This is a genomic window from Salipiger sp. H15, from assembly GCF_040409955.1.
GTDB lineage: Bacteria > Pseudomonadota > Alphaproteobacteria > Rhodobacterales > Rhodobacteraceae > Salipiger.
The window spans coordinates 74,558-93,882 of the sequence record NZ_CP123387.1 but is presented as its reverse complement, the minus strand read 5'-3'; the positions used below and the strand labels follow the sequence as shown (position 1 = coordinate 93,882).

The 19,325-nt window shown below is 70.5% G+C and carries 17 protein-coding genes; 9 read left to right on the top strand and 8 right to left on the bottom strand.

The genetic code is table 11. The annotated features are described in order from the left end of the window. Positions 1-5: 5 nt before the first annotated feature. Positions 6-1,175, bottom strand: coding sequence for a PrpF domain-containing protein (locus PVT71_RS24995; RefSeq protein WP_353476210.1), 1,170 nt, complete (start codon positions 1,173-1,175; stop codon positions 6-8). Next, positions 1,172-1,858, bottom strand: a complete 687-nt coding sequence (locus tag PVT71_RS24990; RefSeq protein WP_353476209.1) for a GntR family transcriptional regulator — start codon at positions 1,856-1,858, stop codon at positions 1,172-1,174. The genes PVT71_RS24995 and PVT71_RS24990 overlap by 4 nt, the downstream gene beginning before the upstream one ends. A 188-nt stretch (positions 1,859-2,046) precedes the next feature. Between PVT71_RS24990 and PVT71_RS24985 the strand changes: the two genes are divergently transcribed. Genes PVT71_RS24985 through PVT71_RS24970 form a run of 4 tightly spaced genes read left to right on the top strand, consistent with a single transcriptional unit; the run spans position 2,047 to position 6,117 of the window. Then, positions 2,047-3,036 (top strand): tripartite tricarboxylate transporter substrate binding protein, encoded by a 990-nt coding sequence (locus PVT71_RS24985; protein ID WP_353476208.1) that lies wholly within the window; start codon positions 2,047-2,049, stop codon positions 3,034-3,036. A 60-nt stretch (positions 3,037-3,096) separates the two neighbouring features. Further along, positions 3,097-3,534 carry a tripartite tricarboxylate transporter TctB family protein gene (locus tag PVT71_RS24980; RefSeq protein ID WP_353476207.1) on the top strand — a complete coding sequence of 146 codons (438 nt, stop codon included), beginning with the start codon at positions 3,097-3,099 and terminating at the stop codon, positions 3,532-3,534. A 1-nt stretch (position 3,535) separates the two neighbouring features. After that, positions 3,536-5,050 (top strand): tripartite tricarboxylate transporter permease, encoded by a 1,515-nt coding sequence (locus tag PVT71_RS24975; RefSeq protein ID WP_353476206.1) that lies wholly within the window; start codon positions 3,536-3,538, stop codon positions 5,048-5,050. Beyond that, the gene (locus PVT71_RS24970) at positions 5,047-6,117 is read left to right on the top strand and encodes an AbrB family transcriptional regulator (RefSeq protein WP_353476205.1); all 1,071 of its coding nucleotides are present in this window, start codon (positions 5,047-5,049) and stop codon (positions 6,115-6,117) included. The genes PVT71_RS24975 and PVT71_RS24970 overlap by 4 nt, the downstream gene beginning before the upstream one ends. A 24-nt stretch (positions 6,118-6,141) precedes the next feature. Here PVT71_RS24970 and PVT71_RS24965 read toward each other — a convergent pair whose 3' ends face one another. Continuing rightward, on the bottom strand, positions 6,142-6,570 hold the full coding sequence (locus PVT71_RS24965) for a helix-turn-helix domain-containing protein (protein WP_353476204.1): 429 nt from the start codon (positions 6,568-6,570) through the stop codon (positions 6,142-6,144). Positions 6,571-6,707: 137 nt separating this feature from the next. Between PVT71_RS24965 and PVT71_RS24960 the strand changes: the two genes are divergently transcribed. Both PVT71_RS24960 and PVT71_RS24955 read left to right on the top strand, forming a co-directional pair. Beyond that, on the top strand, positions 6,708-8,927 hold the full coding sequence (locus PVT71_RS24960) for a heavy metal translocating P-type ATPase (protein ID WP_353476203.1): 2,220 nt from the start codon (positions 6,708-6,710) through the stop codon (positions 8,925-8,927). Positions 8,928-8,940: 13 nt separating this feature from the next. After that, positions 8,941-9,420, top strand: coding sequence for a DUF411 domain-containing protein (locus tag PVT71_RS24955; protein WP_353476202.1), 480 nt, complete (start codon positions 8,941-8,943; stop codon positions 9,418-9,420). 147 nt (positions 9,421-9,567) lie between these two features. Here the strand turns inward: PVT71_RS24955 and PVT71_RS24950 are convergent, their stop codons facing one another. The 4 genes from PVT71_RS24950 to PVT71_RS24935 are packed head-to-tail and all read right to left on the bottom strand — an operon-like array spanning position 9,568 to position 13,901. Beyond that, entirely contained in the window at positions 9,568-10,644 is a 1,077-nt protein-coding gene (locus PVT71_RS24950; protein WP_353476201.1) for a glycosyltransferase, read from the bottom strand. Between the two features lie 52 nt (positions 10,645-10,696). Further along, positions 10,697-11,704 carry a glycosyltransferase family 2 protein gene (locus PVT71_RS24945; protein WP_353476200.1) on the bottom strand — a complete coding sequence of 336 codons (1,008 nt, stop codon included), beginning with the start codon at positions 11,702-11,704 and terminating at the stop codon, positions 10,697-10,699. 22 nt (positions 11,705-11,726) lie between these two features. Then, positions 11,727-12,647 (bottom strand): glycosyltransferase family 2 protein, encoded by a 921-nt coding sequence (locus tag PVT71_RS24940; protein ID WP_353476199.1) that lies wholly within the window; start codon positions 12,645-12,647, stop codon positions 11,727-11,729. Positions 12,648-12,650: 3 nt separating this feature from the next. Further along, the gene (locus tag PVT71_RS24935; protein WP_353476198.1) at positions 12,651-13,901 is read right to left on the bottom strand and encodes an oligosaccharide flippase family protein; all 1,251 of its coding nucleotides are present in this window, start codon (positions 13,899-13,901) and stop codon (positions 12,651-12,653) included. Positions 13,902-14,156: 255 nt separating this feature from the next. Between PVT71_RS24935 and PVT71_RS24930 the strand changes: the two genes are divergently transcribed. Beyond that, on the top strand, positions 14,157-15,326 hold the full coding sequence (locus tag PVT71_RS24930) for a polysaccharide biosynthesis/export family protein (protein WP_353476283.1): 1,170 nt from the start codon (positions 14,157-14,159) through the stop codon (positions 15,324-15,326). 106 nt (positions 15,327-15,432) lie between these two features. On the opposite strand, the gene PVT71_RS24925 is transcribed toward PVT71_RS24930, so the two are convergent. Then, positions 15,433-16,827: a WecB/TagA/CpsF family glycosyltransferase gene (locus tag PVT71_RS24925; protein WP_353476197.1), complete on the bottom strand. Its 1,395-nt coding sequence runs from the start codon at positions 16,825-16,827 to the stop codon at positions 15,433-15,435. Between the two features lie 250 nt (positions 16,828-17,077). On the opposite strand from PVT71_RS24925, the gene PVT71_RS24920 reads away from it, so the two are divergent. Next, on the top strand, positions 17,078-17,692 hold the full coding sequence (locus PVT71_RS24920) for a response regulator transcription factor (RefSeq protein ID WP_353476196.1): 615 nt from the start codon (positions 17,078-17,080) through the stop codon (positions 17,690-17,692). A 143-nt stretch (positions 17,693-17,835) separates the two neighbouring features. Beyond that, a complete protein-coding gene (locus tag PVT71_RS24915; RefSeq protein WP_353476195.1) occupies positions 17,836-19,302 on the top strand; it encodes a hypothetical protein in 1,467 nt (488 codons plus the stop codon). Positions 19,303-19,325 lie beyond the last annotated feature (23 nt).

Genomic DNA, 19,325 nt, shown 5'->3' with positions numbered 1-19,325 from the left:
TTTCGTCAGGTCTTGTCGGAGGGGAGGGGGAGGGCGGCGGCCGGGACGAGGACCTGCCCGTCCATGAGGCGCCGCTGCGTGCGGAGGATGCGGGCGGCGGTGATCGCGCCGGTGCCCGGGTCGCGGACGGCGCCGACGCCGACGATCCCGCTCGGCGTGCCGATGCGCAGCGACAGCACGTCGGCATCGCCGCCCAGGCAGTCCGCGACGACCGAGCCGTCGACCGCCGCGGCGCAGGCCAGCGCGAGCGCGCCGGTGACCGGCACGGCACGGTGGGCCTGCCCGGCCGAGATCATCCGGACCTGCAGGTCCTGCGCCTCGGCCGCGTGCGCCGCACCGCTGAGATCGGCGTAGGGCGCGGCCGGGCCGACCATGGCGACCTTGGGGGTGGCGATGCGCCGGGCCGCCGCGTCCGCGCTGTCCGTCAGCCCCATGCGCTGCGAGGCGAGGCGGCGGATCTCCTCGAGCGTGGCCATCAGCGCGGTGTCGGCGTCGATCTGCGCGGGGTGCGTCCCGGTGTCGCCGCCGACCTCGCGGGCCGGCACGAAGACCGAGGGCACGGCGGCGTCGATCATCGTCACCCGGACCTGCCGGCCATCGCCCAGCGTCAGCGTGTCGACCGCATGTCCGCTCGGCAGGGTGCCCCGGCCGAAGGTGTTGCCCGGGTCGAGGAAATCCAGCGCGACCGGGGCGCCGCTGCCGTGAACGCCGGGGATCTCGAGCGATCCCGAGACATCGGCCTCGCCGTCGGTGACGGCAAAGCGCGCGACGATGACCTTGCCGGAATTGGTGTTGTGGATGCGGACCGTCGCCTCGCCGTCCCGCGGGCCCGGCACCAGCCCCTCGTCATAGGCAAAGGGCCCCATGGCAGAACTCATGTTGCCGCAGTTGCCGCTGAAATCCACGGTGTCGTCGCGCACGCCGACCTGCGCGAAGGTGTAGTCGATGTCGGCATCGTCGCGCGTGGCGGGGCCGATGATGCAGATCTTGCTGAGCGACGAGATGCCGCCCCCCATGCCGTTCAGCTGCCGCATGTTCGGATCCGGGCTGCCGAGCATCGCGGCGAAGAGCCCCGGCCAGAGCGTCTCGTCCGCCGGCAGGTCCGCGCGCCGGAGCACGATCGCCTTGGAGGTGCCGCCGCGCATGAAGGCGGCGGGAATGTGGGTCTGCCTCATTCGGCGTCCTTCTCTTCTTCCGAGAGCTGCGCCTCGAGGGCGGTCCAGCTGTTCTGGATGTGGCGGCGCATCAGCAGCCCGGCGATCTCGGGGTCGCCGTCGGCGATGGCGGCGGCGATGCGCTCGTGTTCGTGCAGCGCCTTGGCGCCGCGCCCCGTGACGTTCCGGTGCTTCACCCGCAGCAGCGAGAGCTGGGGGTAAAGCTCGCGCGTCAGGTAGCGCAGGATGATCGGGTTGCCGGCCATCTGCGCGGTGATCATGTGGAAGTCGCGATCCCCCGCGCCCTGCAGGTAGGCCCCCTGGGGATGCGCGCCGACCTCGCGGGCGTGCTGCTCGAGCAGGGTGCTGAAGCGCAGCGCGGTCTCCGGCCCGGCATTGGCGGCGGCCAGTCTCGCGGCCTCGCTCTCGAGCGCGGCGCGGACCTGATAGAGCGCGCGGGCGTCCTCGCGGCTCATCACGCGGACCCGCGCGCCGCTGTTCGGGACGATCGTCACGATGCCGGATTCGCTGAGCAGGTTCAGCGCCGCGCGCACCGGGCCGCGGCTCACCTCGAAGCGGTCGGCCAGCGCGACCTCGCCCAGCCTGGCCCCCGGCAGGAGGCGTCCTTCAAGAATGTCCCCCCGCAGTTCCGCGGCGAGTCGCTCGGGCGCGGGGCTGCGAGAATCTTCGAGCTTTGTAGACAATATTGACCTCCGGCGTTCAGAAGAATTGTAGGGCAATCTTCCTGACTGGCGGTAAAATCATGGAAAATAACTGGTCTGTCAAGATGACGTGGCGTCTTGACAGCGCGGAGTGCGGGGCGATACCACTCACCAAGATCCAGATTGCACTACAATCTAGGAAGTTTGTTCGACAGGGAGGAACCTCGAAGATGAAGAGACGCCAATTCACCCGCACCGCTCTGGGGCTGACGCTGGCCGCGAGCCTGCTGCCGCTGTCCGCCGCCGCGCAGGACGCCTGGCCGCCGCGCAAGATCACCTTCGTCGTGGCGCTCGGCCCGGGCGGCTCGGCCGACCGCACCGCCCGCGCGCTGGCGCAGCGCATGCAGGAAGAGCTCGGCGTGCCGATCTCGGTGATCAACCAGGAAGGCGGCGGCGGCCATGTCGGCCACACCTACTTCACCCAGATGCCGGCGGACGGCAGCTACTTCCTCGCCACCTCGATCCACCCCTACATCGCCAACGCGATCCTACGTTTCGACGCGGATTACACGCTGGACGACTTCGCCTTCATCAACGGCCAGTGGAACGACTACGACCTCTTCGCGGTGAATGCCGAAACCCCCTATGCCTCGCTGGACGAGTTCATGGCCGCGGCCAAGGAGACGCCCGGCAAGCTGCGCGTCTCGGTGGTTCCGGGCTCGACCGGCGCGATCAACCTCGAGCTCGCGCTCGAGGCCTACGGGCTCGACAAGTCGGCGGTCAACGTCGTGACCTATGAATCGGGCGGCGCGGCGCGGACCGCTGTGGCCGGCGGCCAGGTCGAGATGACGGTGCTCGCCGCCGACGGCACCCTGTCGATCGCCGAATACGTGCGGCCGCTGGCCCTTGCCGCCGACAACCCGAGCAAGGACTGGGACGCGCCGACGCTCAACGCCGCGCTCGAGCAGGCCGGTCTCGAGCCGGTGCCGGTGCTGGCGGGCTCGATGCGCGGCCTCGCGGCCCACGCGGCCTTCAAGGCCGAGCACCCCGAGGCCTTCCAGAAGATGGTCGATGCCTACAAGACGGTGCTCGAGGATCCCGAGTTCGTCGCCTCGCTCGAGGCGCAGGACATCGGGGCGGAATGGCTCGGGCCCGACCGCACCTCCGAGATGATCACCTCGAACTTCGAGATCCTGAAGCGTTACGAAGACGCGCAGTGATCCGCCGGCGGGGGCCGAGGCCCCCGCCCACCCGTTCCACGTCCCAGGGAGGAGAGCGCGATGACCGCGAGGTTCCCCGCCACCCACGCCGCCTTGCTCGGCATCATCCTCGCCGTTTCCGGCTACATCGCCTGGAGCGCCGTCTCGGCCTCGGCCAAGCTCGACAATCTCGTCGTGGTCGCGCCGGTCGGCGCGGCGATGCTGGTGCTCGCGGTCGCCGTCATCGTCAGCGCGCTGCGCCGTCCCGCCGCCGATCCAACCGAGGTCGCGCCAGTCTGGGGCGACCTGCTGCTGCTCGCCGGTTTTGCCGTCTTCTGCTACGCGCTCACCCATGTCGGTTTCGACGTCGCGACCTTCCTCTTCGTCTGGGGCGGCGTGGTGGCCAGCGGCGGCAAGGGCTGGTGGCAGCCGCCGCTCTTCGCCGCGCTCTTCACGCTGTTGCTGGTCGAGGCCTTCGGCTCGCTCTTTCCCTATCCCATGCTGACGCTGGTCCTCTGACATGATCGACACCTTCGCGCTCTCGCAGGCGATGGACCTGCTCTTCGGCAGCTTCGGCCCCTGGCTCTGGGTGATCCCCGGCTTGCTGATCGGGCTGATCTTCGGCTCGATCCCGGGGCTGCAGATCTCGATGGCCATGGCGGTCTTCCTGCCGGTCACCTTCGGCATGGACTTCCTGCAGGCCATGCTGTTCCTCACCTCGATCTTCACCGGCGGCGCCTATGGCGGCGGGGTCACCGCGATCCTGATGAACATTCCCGGCTCGTCCTCGTCGATCGCCACCGCCTTCGACGGCTACCCGATGGCGCGGCAGGGCAAGCACAACGAGGCGCTGGGGCTGGGGCTCGCCGCCTCGGTCGTCGGGGCCTTCGTCGGCTATGCGCTGCTGCTCCTGCTGATCGGGCCGCTTGCCGCCTTCGTGCTGAAGATCGGACCGATGGAGATGGTGGTCGTCGTGCTCTGGGGGCTGACGCTGATCGCCACGCTGAACGACAGCAGCCTTGCCAAGGGGCTGATGGCCGGGACCTTCGGGCTGATGCTCAGCCAGATCGGCATGTCGACCACGGGCGTGATGCGCACCACGGTCGGCAACCCGCACCTGCTCGACGGCATCCCGGTGGTGCCCGCGATGATCGGCATCTTCGCCGCGTCTGAGCTGCTGCGGCTGCGCGGCGGCAGCTACCTCGTGCAGGACGAGGCGCAGCGCGACATCTCCATCCCGAAGATCCTGCGCGGCGCCGCCGAGACCTTCCGTCATCCCGGCGTGCTGATCCGCGGCAGCCTGATCGGCGCGGTGATCGGCGCCATCCCCGGGGTCGGCTCCTCGGTCGCGAACCTGGTCTCCTACGGCGAGGCCAAGCGCACCTCGAAGACGCCGGAAGCCTTCGGCAAGGGCGCGCCCGACGGGGTGATCGCGGCGGAATCCGCCAACAGCAGTTCCGAGGGCGGCTCGATGACCGCGCTCCTCGCGCTGGGGATCCCGGGCGGGGCGGCCACGGCGGTGCTGCTCGCGGCCTTCTCGTTCCACAACATCATCGGCGGGCCGTCCTTCATCCGCAACCAGACCGACATCGTCTACTCGATCATCCTCGGCAACCTCGGGCAGGTGGTGCTGCTGGCCATCGTCGGCCTGCTGATGCTGCGGGTGCTGGGCCTGGTGGTGCGCGTGCCGCTGGCCTATCTCGTGCCGAGCGTGCTGGCGATGTGCGCCTGGGGTGGCTACGGGATCACCGGGACCATTGCCGGGCCGCTGACCGTCGCGGCCTTCTCGGGGCTCGGCTGGCTGATGCGGCGGAGCGACTACCCGGTCGCGGCGACGGTGATCGGCCTGCTGCTCGGCCGGATGATGGAGGGCGAGCTGGTGCGCACGCTGCAGATCTCGGGCGGGCGACCGTTGGAATACCTGCTCGAGCGTCCGATCGCGCTGGTGCTCTTCGCGATCATGATCCTCGTCCTCGTCGGCGCGCCGCTGCTGAGGCTCCTGCGCCGCGGTCGCGGCAGGCAGGCGGACGCGTGAGCCTGACGGTGGGGCGGGCCCTGCGGGGCCTTGCCACGATCGGGATCGGCGCGGCGGGCGGGCTGCTGTTCTTCGCGCTGAACCTGCCGCTGCCCTGGGTGCTGGGCAGCCTTGCCGCCTCGGCACTCGTCGCCCGCGTCTCGGGCTTCCGTCCGGCGCTGCCGCCAAGCTGGCGCAGCCTCGCCATGGTGGCGATCGGCACCATGCTCGGGACCGGCTTCACCGAGGACGTGGTCACGCGGTCGGGAAGCTGGGCGCTGAGCCTCGTCGCCATGTCGCTGCTCTCGCTCGGCTTCTGCCTGATGGCCTACACCGTGTTCCGTCGCTGGAGCGACATGTCCCCGCAGACCGCGCTCTTCGCCGCGATCCCGGGCGGGCTCTCGGTGGTCTCGACGCTGGCCGAGGAGTACCGGGCCGAGACCAACCGGGTCGTGCTGTGCCACACCGCGCGCCTCGTGGTTCTGCTGGTCTCGGCGCCGCTGGTCGTGCAGATGCTTTCGGGGATCGACCTCGCCGAGGCGAACGGCGCAATCTTCCATGCCGCCGAGCCCTTCGATCCGATGCGGCACGGGCTGCTGGTGCTGGTCGCGGCGGCAAGCTGGGGCGTCGCGCGCTGGCTGAAGCTTCCCTCGGGCGTGTTGCTGGTGCCCTTGCTGAGCTCGGCGGTCCTGCATGCCACCGGCACGCTGACCGTGCACGTGCCGCCGCTGCTGTCGGTGCTGGCGCAGGTGGTCATCGGCTCGGGCGTCGGCGCGAGGTTCACGCAGTACACCGCCCGCCAGATCCTTCGCGACGGCTGGCTTGCCGCGCTGGTCGGCGCCGGGCTCGCGGTCGGCTCGCTGGTTGGGGCGGTGCTCGTGGCGCCGCTGGTGGGTGAGGGGGTGGCGCCGCTCTTCCTTGCCTACCTGCCCGGAGGCGCGCCGGAACTGGGCGTCGTCGCGCTCGCCCTGATGATCGACCCGGCAATGGTGGCCGCGCATCACGTCCTGCGGGTCTTCCTCATCATCGCGGTCCTGCCGTCGACGGTGCGCCTCGTCGGGGACGGGCGGTCCGACCGCAAGGCGTGACGGAGGGGTCCGGGGCTGCGCGCGTTACAGCGCGGGCCCCTTGTGGTCCGAGAGGCATTCCTCGTGATCGCGGAGCACTTCGAGGATCCGGCAGTCCGCGACCCGGTCGCTGTGGCACTCGCCGATCATCCGCCGAAGCTCGGCCTCGAGCGATTGCAGCCGGGCGATGCGTGCCTCGACCTCGCGCAGCTGCCGCTGCGCCACCGCGTCGATCTGGGCGCAGGATTTCTCGGGCGTGTCCGAGAGGTCGAGCAATTCGCGGATGGCCTCCAGCGAGAAGCCGAGCTCGCGCGAGTGGCGGATGAAGGCGAGGCGGTCGAGCTCGGCATCGCCGTATCGGCGCTGGCCGCCATCCGTCCGGCCCGGTTCGGGCATCAGCCCGATCTGCTCGTAATAGCGGATCGTCTGCACCTTGGTCCCGGTGCGTTTCGCCATGGTCCCGATCGACAGCATGGGCCCGTCCTTCCCTTCGGCCTGCCGCTTCCGGTCCGCCGCGACCCTTGCGCGGCTTTCTGCAGAAACGGCTTGAAGCTACAGTTGCTGTAGCTCTTATATCGAGGTCCAATCGGGAATCGCAATGGAGCGGACGCATGTCGGTTGGGAACGGAACGCAGCGCGAATGGCGCGTGACGGGCATGGATTGCGGCTCCTGCGCCGCGAAGGTCCGCGGCGCGGTGGAGCGCCTGCCCGGCGTCGGCAACGTGGATGTCGCGCTGATGGCCGAACGGCTGACCCTGACGCTGGACGTGACCCAGACCCCGCCCGAGAGCATCGAGAGCGCCGTGCGCGGGATCGGCTTCGGCATCGCGCCCCGCGGCGCCCCGCCCGAACGGCCCAGGGGCGCCTTCATCCTGCCGGAAGGGGCCTTCCCCGACATGACCGCCGAACATGCCCCGGAAAGCCCCGCGCGGGACGAGGCGCCCTCCGAGGAGCCGGCGGCGCCGTCATGGTACCGGACCGCGAAGGGCCGGCTGGTGATCGGCACCGGGACATTGCTCGCCGCCGCCTGGGGCGCGCGCCTTGTCTTCCCGGCGGAGGTCGCGCACTGGGCCTTTGCCCTCGCCACGCTGATCGGCCTCTTCCCGGTGGCCCGGCGCGCCCTTGCCATGGCCCGGTCGCGCATGCCCTTCACCATCGAGATGCTGATGACGATCGCGGCGCTTGGCGCGCTGGTGATCGGCGCCCCCGAAGAGGCGGCGCTGGTCGTCTTCCTCTTCGCCGTGGGCGAACTGCTCGAGGGCGTCTCGGCCGGAAAGGCGCGGGACAGCATCCGCGCCCTTTCGAAGCTCGTGCCGAAGACCGCCCGGCTCGAGCTCGGCGGCAGCACGCGGGAGGTCGCGGCGGACCGGCTCGGGCTGGGGCAGGTCGTGCAGGTGCGCCCCGGCGACCGCGTGCCCTGCGACGGCGAGGTGATCGAGGGCACCTCGGGCGTCGACGAAAGCCCGGTGACCGGCGAGAGCGTCCCCAGCCTCAAGGAACCCGGATCGCAGGTCTTTGCCGGGTCGATCAACACCGAGGCGCTGCTGCGCGTGCGCGTCACCAGGACCGCCGGGGACAACACCATCGCCCGCATCGTGCGGCTGGTGGCCGAGGCCGAGAGCGCCCGTGCCCCGACCGAGCGTTTCATCGACCGCTTCAGCCGCGTCTACATGCCCGCCGTCGTGGCCGCCGCGCTGCTGGTGGCGCTTGTCCCGCCGCTGGTGCTCGGCGGTGACTGGGGCGACTGGACCTACCGCGCGCTGGCGCTGCTGCTGATCGGCTGCCCCTGCGCGCTGGTGATCTCGGTCCCGGCCTCCATCGCCTCGGCGCTTTCGACCGGGGCGCGCAACGGGCTGCTGATGAAGGGGGGCAGGGTGATCGAGGCCGCCGCGGGGATCACCCACGTCGCCTTCGACAAGACCGGCACGCTCACCCTGGGCAGGCCGCGCGTCACCGATATGGTGGTGCTGGCGGGAAGCGAGGCGGAGCTGCTCGCCCTTGCCGCCGGGGTCGAGACCGGCGCGAGCCACCCGCTCGGTCAGGCGATCTGCGCCGAGGCCGGCAGGCGCGGCATCGCCGCTGCACCGGCCACCGGCGGCCGCGCGCTGCCGGGCAAGGGCGCCGAGGCCGTGATCGGCGGCGTGACCGTCCGTGTCGGCTCCCCGAGGCTGGCGGAGGAGCGCGGCGCGCTCGAAGACGGGGTCCGGACACGCGTCGCGGCGCTCGAGGCCGAGGGCAAGACGGTGGTGGTCGTGATGCGCGGGGACGTGCCGCTGGGACTCATTGCCCTGCGCGACGAGCCCCGCGCCGATGCGGCCGAGGCGGTGAGGCAGCTGGGCGCGCTCGGAGTGTCCCCGCTCATGCTGACCGGCGACAATCCCCGCACCGCGCAGGCCATCGCCGAAGGGCTCGGCATCGACCACCGCGCCGGGCTCATGCCCGAGGACAAGGTCGCGGCGATCCGCGACCTGCGTTCCGGGGCCCGGGTGATGATGATCGGCGACGGCATCAACGACGCTCCGGCGCTGGCCGCCGCACAGGTCGGCGTCGCCATGGGCTCGGGCACCGACGTGGCGCTCGAGACCGCCGATGCCGCGATCCTGCGCAACCGGGTCACCGATGCGGCGGGCATCGTCCGCCTCGCCCGTGCCACCATGGCGAACATCCGGCAGAACATCGCCATTGCGCTCGGGTTGAAGGCGGTCTTCCTCGTGACCACGGTCCTCGGCATCACCGGCCTCTGGCCCGCCATCCTCGCCGACACGGGGGCGACGGTGCTGGTCACGATGAACGCCCTGCGCCTGCTGACCTTCCGCCCCTCGGCCCTCTGAAAGGAGACAGTCCATGACACCGTCCATGACCCTGACACGACGTCGCATGATGGCCGGCACCGCCAGCCTTGCGCTTTCCCTGCCGGGCGCGCTGGGTGCGCAGGCCACGCCGGCGATCCACGTCCTCAAGGACCCCAACTGCGGCTGCTGCACGGGCTGGGCCCGGATCCTGAGCCGGGAGGGCTTCACCGTCACCACCGAGAACAGCCTCGGCACGCTCCTGATGCGGCACAAGCTCGAGAGGGGCATCCCGCAGCGCATGACCTCCTGCCACACCGGCGAGATCGAAGGCTACATGATCGAGGGCCACGTGCCCGCGGCCGACATCCGCAGGCTCCTCGCCGAGCGCCCCGATGCCGTCGGCCTCGCCGTGCCCGGCATGCCCTACGGATCGCCCGGCATGGGCCCCGAGACCGAGCGCGAGGCCTATGACGTCTTCCTGATCCGCAAGGACGGCAGCACGGAAGTCTTCTCCAGCTACGCGGCGGCCTGATCGCGGGCCTGCCCCCGGCTCAGGTCAGGCGATCGGGCGCGCCGCGGGAGCCTGGCCCTCGGCATCGACGTGCAGTTTCCTCAGTTGCAGGGACATGGCCTCGACAGCGCCGAGATGGTGCGGACGTGATCCCGCGGCACGATCAACTCAGGCGGACGCCCGGATCGACGAGGGCACCTCGGTTTCAGCAACCCAAGCCCTGTTCGACGGGGGATCTCGCAGGATCAAACGGCTCCAACCATCGCGCGTCGCGGCTTCCGAGCGGATGGCGAGAGCGCGGCGCTCGACAGAGCTCTGGCCACACCTCGTCGTCCCCAGCAGCGCGTCCGCAAGTTCATCCACGGCGCCCGGCCGAACCAGCGTGACCCCGGGGCCAGCGTGGTCGCGCAATCCGTCGACGCTTGTGACCACCAGCGGGCGTCCGGCGACACGCGCTTCGAGCGCGGCGATGCCGTAGGCCTCCCAGCGGGAGGGCATCGCCACGATGTCGACCTCGGCCATGGCGCGTGACGGATCCGCGACATGGCCAAGGAATTGGATACGCGCGTCTCCGGCCGCCAGGGATTTCAACATGGCAAGATCGGCGCCGGCGCCATGGAGGCGCAGGACCCTGTCATTCCCAGGGACCTTGCGAAAGGCCGAGACCAGCGTGTCGAAACCTTTCTGGCGGTCGAGGCGTCCGAATGCACCGATCACCCGCGGCTGCGCGCGGGGTGCGGGCAGAGCGGCAAAGTCCGAGAGATCGACCGCCGGGCGAATGATCTCGAGCCGATCCGATGTCACGAGGCCACGCCCGCGCAGCCATTCGCCCTGCGCGGCGCTGACGGCCACCACCTTGTCGAAAAGAGCGTAGGCGCTCCGCAGGAGCGTGAAGAAACGCACCCGGCTGCGCACATTCAGCGCGGTGAACGCCGCGGTGTAGCTGTGTTCGACATGGATCAGCCGCGCAGAGGCGTGGCGGGCGCGCAGCGCAATGAGGCCGGGCAGGGCGCGCCAGTTGACCGAGAGGTGCGAGACGATGACCTCGCAGTCCAGCAACAGCCGACCGACCTCGCCGCGGTTGACCGGGCGCAGGATATGCTCCGCCGCCTCGGCAAGTGTGGCGTCGCTTTTCAAGAAATCGAGATACCGCATGACGCCGCCCGGCGTGGTGTCGTCGACGAGGTGGACCACGCGCGTCCGATCGTTGGACGCGCTGGGGACGGGGGCTCCGACAAAGGTCATTGGTCTGGCTCCTTGAAATGTGTCGCGGGGGGCGCGCCGACTGCCGGAGGCGTCAGGCTGACGCGGGCCGCGTGGCCACTCGGTGCAGGGCGCGCCCCAGCGGGCGGTCGACCAAGGTCGCCGCGGCGAGCGTGACACCCGAGCGGATCGGTTCCTCGAACAACGGCCGGGGCGAACTTGCAAAGGCGCGGCGTAGCAGCCTGCGCGCATCGGCACCGCGCCCGTCGCTGACCGCGCGCCGCGCGAGATAGCGAAGCTGGTAGGCCCGTGCCGAGGGCGCATGGCGGCCAAAGAACTGCGGATCGAGTGGTGTCAGCTTCTCGACCATCCGCTCCCAGGCGGCAAACTGGCGGTCGGTCGCGGCGCTCAGACCGCCCGAGGTGATCCGGTAGCGTGTCAGAAGTCCGCGGATCCCCTCGATTTCCCAGTCGGTGCTCAGCGCCAGGCGCAGCCAACATTCGATATCCTCGGACTGCCGGAAGGTTTCGTCGAAGACCCAGTCGCGTTCGCGCTCACAAGCCGGGCGCCAGGCGATGGCCTCGAGCGCGGCACGGCGCAGGACGGGCACCGAGCCGTTGCCCACCGGATTGCGCTTGAAGACATGCACCGCGCCGATGCCTGTCAGCCGCGGCTTTTGCGCACGCCGCATGAGCGCGCCGTTCTCATCCATGAGCTGCGAGCCGCAGAACGAGAGGCCGACCAGCGGGTTCGCATCAAGATGCGCAACATGCGCTGCGAGCTTGCCGGGGGCCCACTGGTCGTCGGCGTCGCAGAAGCCGATGTATCCGGCGCGGGCGGCCGCGATGCCGCTGTTGCGCGCGCCGGCGAGGCCGCGGTTTGCCTGCCGCACGACGCGCAGGCGCGGGTCCTGCCGCGCGATCGCCTCGGCGATCTGCGGCGTGTCGTCGGTCGAGCCGTCATCCACCACGATGATCTCGATATCCCGAAGCGTCTGAAGGCGCAGGCTGGTGAGCGTTTGCTCGAGCGTGGCCACGGCATTGAACGCCGGTACGACGACGGAGGCGGCGGGGGCGGAAGTCCGGGACGGAACGTGGGTCATCGGTGCGGCTCCTTCGGTGGGGTCAGCGGGAGAACAGGGCGCGGCGCATCGGGGCGGGCAGCGCCGGCGCGATCAGCGCACCGGCGAGCGTGCCGCAGCCGCGATGCATCGGGGTCAGGAAACGGGCCGGGGCGAGCGCGAGCCCCCGCAGCGCGAGACCCAGCGCGGTCGTGCCTCCGAGGCCGACCCGCAGGGCGCGGCGCGCGAGGTAGCGCAGGTGCACCGCCTCGGCATGTGCATCGGCACGAAAACCGAAGCGCGCCGCGCTTTCCAGCGCCATGGCTCGGCCCGCGCGCATCGCCTCGAGGTCGGCCGAGAGGCCGGAGGTCGAAACGCGGTAATGCACCAGTGTCTGATCGACCGGATCGATACGCGCGCCCATGCCGACGAGGCGGATCAGCCACTCGAGGTCCTCGTTGTGCACCATCTCGCGGCGCAGCCCGCCGCTGCGGGCAAAGACCGATGCCCGCAGCGCGATGTTGGACATGGTGCAGACCGGGTTCTCGCCCAGCAGCAGCGGGACGCTCAGCGGGCCGGCGGGCACGCTCGAGATCGAGCGCGCATCCTCGGCACGGCGCTCGAAGAAGGAGACCCGCCCGAAGGCGGCGTCGCAAGCCGGGTCGGCAAAGGCGCTCTCCAGCGCGGCCAGCTTGTTCGGCGCCCAGAGGTCGTCGGCGTCGCAGAAGGCCAGGATTTCCGCCGTTGCTTGCGTGGCGCCGTGGTTGCGGGCCTCCGACGGGCCCTTGCCCGGGTTCTCCAGCACGCGGATGCGGGGGTCGGTTGCTGCGGCGGTGCGCAGCAGCGCGTAGGTGGCATCGGTCGAGCCGTCGTCGACGCAGAGCGCCTCCCAGTCCGTCACCGTCTGGGCGCGCAGGCTGGCGAGCGTGTCGGCGATGGTCGCGGCGGCCTGGTAGCACGGCACGATGATCGAGAAACGGGGCATGGATCAGCTCCTTTGGGGGCGCGGGCCGAAGCCGGCGGCGAGGGCGGGAAGAGAGGCCGCGCCCATGGTGACGCAGGCGGTGGCGAGATATCCCCAGGCCAGAGCGGCGAGGCCGAAGGGCGACATGATGACGGTGTTCAGAAGCAGCGCGCCGGTGAGCAGCATGGTCGCGCGAAGCTCCTCGCCGGTGCGCCCCTCGGCGCGCAGCCAGCCGGCGGCGCCCGACCAGAGGCTCATCGGGATGGCCGCGAGGCAGAGGATGCTCACGACCTCGGCGATCCCGTCCCAGCCTGCGCCGAAAAGCAGCGGCACGTAGACGGGGGCGAGCGCCGCTTGCAGCGCCACGGCGGGGGCGACCACGGCAAGGCTCAGCAGGATGCCCTGCCGCAGCGCCTCGGCGCGGTCCGGGGCGCGGCAGAGATGCGGGAAGATCACGACCGAGATCGCCACCGAGAAGGACGAGGCAAGGCCAAGCCCGGCGTTGAAGGCGAGGAAGTAGAGACCGAGCATCTCGGGGCCCATCAGCAGGCCGATGAGCAGCTTGTCGGCCTGCAGGCGCAGGGCCTTGACGATCTCGATCCCCAGCACCGCGGCGCCGAAGCGGGTGAACTCAGAGAGCGGCGCGCCCACGATGCTTCGCGCCGGTGTCCAGGGCCGGAGGCGGCGCATGCAGACGAGCCAGATCGGGGCGGCAAGGATGCGAGGCAGCACCAGCGCCATCGCACTGGGCCAGAGCAGCGCCAGCAACGCGGCAATGAGGTTCGCACCCACCACCTGGCCGCCGGCGATGGCGGCGGTCTGCCGCATCTTGCCCTCGCGCATGGCCAGTGCCGCCTGCACCAGCCCGGCGGGCATGAAGAGGTACTCGAGCGCAAGCAGCGCGATCAGGCCGCCGACGGAGACACTGCCGCCGAGGAGCACGAGCAAAACGGCGACCAGCAGCTGCAGTCCGAAGAGCCCGGCGCACCAGAGCGTGAAGATCCGCCGCGCGGTGGCGCAGGTGGGCTCGAGCCGGTGCTCGGGGGCGGCGATGATGCGTTGCCCCACGCCGTTCTCGGTCAGCGCCTTGAGAATGTCCGCCGCCGCAAGCGCGGCCGCGGCAAGGCCGATGGCTTCGGCCTCCATGGTCCGGGACACGGCGATGACGACCAGCAGGCGAGACGCCTTCGCCGCCACTTCCGAGGCGCCGTAGGACAGCAGGTTCCGCCCGAGCGGAACACGCGTCAGCGCAAGAAGGGTGGCGGGCAAGGGCATCGGCGAAACCTCTGGTCTGTGGTTCCCCGACCTTGCCGCATGCCTTGCCGCCACGTCGCTTGCGCCGCCGGACAGTTGCACGCTGCCCACGGACAGCCAGCAATCCGAAGGGATATCGCGTCAACCCTGGCGGGAACGTGGACCCCTCCGATCAGATTGCCTAACACTGGATTGGGCCGCTGAGCGGTCCCCCAGTTCCGACGGAGAGTTCGCGTGTTCCAGCCAAGTCTCAGGGCAGCCTCGATTTTCGCGCTGATGGCGGCCACGGGCTGCGCCAGCTACGACCGGCCCGACAATCTTGCTCCCGTGGCAGAGGGGCTCGACTACCAGGCACAGTGGCGTGAACCCGAGGTCAGCCGCGGCAACGCCCAGTTCCTGCGCTCGGCGACGATCAACGCCCAGGCCTGCCGGACCCCGATCGGGGGCGGTGACGGCAAGGGCAGCGGGCTCGCCGCGGCCTCGCTGCGCGGCGAGCGGCTCACGCGGGGCGATCTTCTCGACATCCGGGTCGAGCAGGACGAGACCTTCAACGGCTCCTACGAGGTGTCGCGCGACGGCACCATCCGCCTGCCGTTCCTCAATGCGATCCCGGCGCAGGGCCGCACCGTGGACGAGATCGAGGACCGACTCGCCGCCGCGCTGCGCGCCGAGGAATTCTATGACGACAGGCCGCGCATCTCGGTGCGGGTTCTCGATCTTGCGCCGGTCAGCGTCGGCGTCTCTGGCGCGGTGTTCGAGCCGCACCAGGTCGAGATCGGGGCCCTCGGGGCAGACCAGCGCGACGGTGTGCGGATCAACGCCATGGGCGCCTCGACCGAGGCTCGCAACCTGTCCGCGGCGCTGCGGGCGGCGGGCGGCGTGCGCCCCGACGCCGACATCTCGGCGGTGGAACTGCGCCGGGCCGGGCAGCTCTACAAGCTCGACATGCGCGGTGTCTTCGAAGGCGAGAACGTGGTGGACGTCATGCTTGTCACCGGTGACGAGATCCGCGTGCCGAGCCGCCAGTGCTTCCAGGAGGAGCTGATGCGGCCCTCGCCGATCAGCCCGCCGGGCGCGTCGCTCTTCCTGTCGAACCTGACGCAGCCGGCGAGCGGCAATGCCGAATCCGCCATCGGGCGCGAGGTCCGCGAGGTGCCCTGGGGCACGCGCTACCTGCAGGCCGTGGTCGACACCAACTGCGTCGGCGGCCCGCGCGCGACCAGCGCGGACCGCTCGGCGGTCCTGTTCAGCCGCAACCCGGTGACGGGCGTCTCGGCGGTGATCGAGCGCAACATCGAGGACCTGCTGCGGCGCGCGGACCGCGATGATTACGATCCCTACCTGCTGCCCGGCGACTCCATCGCCTGCTACGACAGCACTGTCACCAACATCACCGAGGTGGCGCGGCTGCTGGGCATCATCGGCGTCGTGTCCTTCCTGCGCTGACTCTTCACGAAGGGGTGGGCAAGGCGAGGCCCGGCGCGGGGGACTGCGCCGGGCCTCTCTTCGCTCCGGTGTCCGTCGGGACCCGACGGGGCATGACCCTTGCGGATCAGTAGGCCCCGCGGCCGGACAGCACGGTGCGGAAGGTCAGGAAGATGATCATCAGGTCGAGCAGGGTCGAGCGGCTCGCGCCGTAGGCCAGATCCATGTCGATCATCTTGTCGAAGGAAATGTCGGCCCGGCCGGAGACCTGCCAGAGCCCGGTGATGCCCGGCTTCACCCGGAGCCGCCCCAGCGCCTGCGCGGGGTAGGCGGCGACCTCCTGCGGAAGGGCGGGGCGCGGGCCGACGAGGGACATCTCGCCACGCAGCACGTTGAAGATCTGCGGCAACTCGTCGAGCGAGCTGCGTCGCAGGATGCGCCCGATGCGCGTCACGCGGGGGTCGTTCCTCGATTTGAAGCAGATCCCCGCACGGTCCGACTGCGCGAGAAGCGCGGCGCGGCGCGCCTCGGCATCGGTGTACATGGATCGGAACTTCAGCACCGAAAAGGGCGTGCCGTCCTTGCCGACGCGGGTCTGCCGGTAGAAAGCGGGGCCCGGGCTGTCGAGCCGGACCGCCAGCATGACGAGCAGCAGCAGCGGCGAGAGGGCCACCGCCGCGAGGCCCGCGAGGGTCAGGTCGAGCAGGCGCTTGCGCAGGCCGATCGGGTCGACCGACCGCAGCGCGTGCAGCGCGGCGCGGGCCATGAAGGTGGCGTTGCCGACAAGGTAGCGGCGGGCCATGCGGCGCGGCTCGATCGCGAGCCGCCAGATCCATTCGCAGCGCGCCCTGCGAACCACGAGGGGTGCGCGCCGGACGTTGCCGGCGAGGAAGTCGAGCAGGGCGCCGACTCCGAGCCGGACGCGCGGGGCGAGCCGCTCCGCGTTCCGGGCAAGCCAGACATCCTGCAGCGGCACGCCCATTGCGACGATGAGGATATCGGCGCCGGACGCGTTGATGGCGTCAATCGCGGCCGCCTCGTCGGCGGCGCCGGCGTAGCCGTCTCGGGTGCCGACCACCCGCAGGCCGGGCATGTCGCGGCAGAGCCGGTCCGCCGCACGCTCGGCGGTGCCGGGGGTGCCCCCGAAGAGGAAGACCGAGAGCCCGCGCTGGCGTGCCGTGCGCAGCAGGGCCGGGACGAAATCGGTGCCGTTGAGGTTCGCCGCGAGCCGCTGGCCGGTCATCCGCGCGGCCAGTTCGACGCCGATCCCATCCGGCAGGATCATGTCCGCCCGGCGCAGGGCGTCCGCATAGGAGGGATCGCGCACCATGACATTCGCGCAATGCGCGTTGAGAAAGGCGACAGTCCTGAGCCCCGGGGCCAGAATGGCGTCGATCGTGGCTCGTGCGGCTGCATCGACGAGCGGCAGTCCCATCACCTCGCGCATCGGCAGGCTCACATCAGCCCGTTGGATTTGCTGCGTATTCTGCGCGGTGAAGTCGGTACCGGCTGCGTGTTTCATGGTGGTCCTCCCTGGGTTCTTTCGTATTTGACCCAAAGGTTCATTACGCAGCGGCACGCTTCAACGGAGCGTCGGGAGAACCGCTCGAGCCTGACAGGTGGGCGCCCGGCTGCGGGTATGGAAAATCTGTCCCACCGGATAGGTCGCCTGTTCTGGCGGATCGGCAGGGGCAGTTTTCCACAACTAATGCGTGCTTTTGCGCTATCTTGTTGCGCGGGGGAGAAACCATTGCAGAGGTTGGTAAGTAGTCATGCGACTGTTGATTGCCGACGATCATGACCTTCTGAGGGACACGCTCGTCATGTATTTCGAGACGGCCAGCGACATATCGGTCGTCACCGCCGCGAGTTTCGGCGAGGCGGAACGGATGATCGACAAGGATGGTCCGTTCGACCTCGTGCTGCTGGATTTCAACATGCCGCAGATGGCTGGCCTGTCCGGGCTCGAGCGCCTGCTCGCCCGTCCGGCGCCGCCTCGGGTGGCTCTGCTCTCGGGCGAGGCGCGGCGCGAGGTGGCCGAGAAGGCGCTGGCGATGGGCGCCTGCGGGTTCATCCCCAAGACGCTGACCGCGCGAAGGCTGGTGAACGCGGTGCGGTTCATGGCGATGGGCGAGGTCTACGCGCCCATCGATTTCATGAGCGGCCCGGAAACGCGGGAGCTCCACCCGCTGGCCGAGAAGCTGTCGCGCCGCGAGCAGCAGGTCGCCAAGGGGCTGACCGAGGGCAAGTCGAACAAGGAGATCGCCCGCGACCTCGACCTGCAGGAACCGACCATCAAGCTCCACGTGAAGACGCTCTATCGCAAGATCGGCGCGTCGAACCGCACCCAGGCCGCGCTGATCGCGCGCGAGGTCGGCCTCGCCTGAACGGCGACGGCCCGCGATCCCTACGGATAGGGCGGCGATGCCTTCAGCCAGCCAGCATCGCCCTCACGGCGCCCCGCTATCCGGCGGCGCAGGCGGGCCTCGGGGGTGACACCCGGTAGACTGTCGGACGAAGGAGAGCTTCCATGTCCGACGTCACTGCCAGCGGCCCCGTCCGCCGACACGCCCCGATCCCGGGCATCCTGCGCACCCCCCCGCGCGAGCTTTCGATGGGCCGCCTCTTCGGCGGCGGGCGGCCGAACGATCTCGTCCGTCTGCCGCGCTACCTGATCCTGGCGTCGCTCGGCGCGCTGGCGATCTGGGGGCCGATCACCACCTATCTCAAGAAGGCGCCGCTCAGCTTCAGCTCCGAGATGTCGCTGATCCTGCCCGGCTCGGGCGCGGCCGCCTCGCTCAATCTCGCCGATATCGGGCAGGCCTCCTCCTACGCCAACTCCGCCTTCTCCTCGAACGCAATCAGTCCCACCGAGACCTACAAGCGCCTGCTGAGCGCCGACCGCATCGTCGATGCCGCCGCGAGTGTGCTCGGAGAGGAGCCCCGCGACATCGGCCGGCCCAAGGTTGAGCTGGTGGATCAGACCGGACTCATCCGGGTCCAGATGAAGGGCCCCACGCCCGAGGCCGCCCGCGACCGCGCCGAGGCGCTGCGGGGGGCCTTCTTCAGCGAGGTCGACGCGCTACGCCGTGACGAGCTGTCGGTGCGCGAGGCGGGGGCGCTGTCCGCCATCGAGGACTATCGCCGCTCGGTCGCCGACACGCGCGAGACGATCGCCGCGCTCCAGAGCGAGACCGGCCTTGTCTCGTCGGCCCAGTACGACCGGCTGCTCGCCGCGGCGGACGAGTTGCGCGCGGACCTGGCCGGGCTTGCCTCGGACCTCGCGCAGAAGACCGAGGCCGTTGCCGCGCTCTCGCGCAGCCTTGGCATCGCGCCGGGGCAGGCGGCCGTCAGCATCAAGCTCTACGCCGATGCGGACTACACGGCGCTGCTGGAGGAAATCGCATTGCACACCGCGGCACTGGCCCAGGCGAGCTCGCGCTATGGCCCGCGCCACCCAGAGGTGACCGCCGCGCGCGCGGCCCTCGAGGCGGCGCGCAGCATGGCCCGCGCACGCGCCATGGGCCTGACCGGCCTCTCGGCCGACGCGGTGGCGGGGCTCGACCTCGCGCAGCCCGGCGCGCGCGCCGATCTGCTTGCCGAGCTTGTCCGCGAAGAGGCCGCGCGCCGGGGTCTGAGTTCCGAGCACGACACCGTGGCACGCCGCCTCGATGCCGAGACCGCGCGTCTGGCACGGCTGGCGCCCGTCGCGGCGCGGCTCGAGGACATGCAGCGCGACTTCTCGGTCGCGGAAGCGGTCTTTGCCACGGCCATAGCGCGCAGCCAGTCGAGCAAGGCCGACATCTACGCCTCCTACCCGCTGGTGCAGGTCCTGGAAAATCCCTCGCTGCCGGACAGGCCGACCTCGCCCAATCGCAAGCTGGCGCTCGCGGCCGGGGGGGCGGCGAACATGATGCTGCTTCTTGGCCTGTTCCTCGCCTGGATCCGCCGTCCGCTCATCGGGCGCATTCTCTCCCGTCCCGCGGCTGCGCCATGACCGGGCGAGGCCGGCCGGAGGCC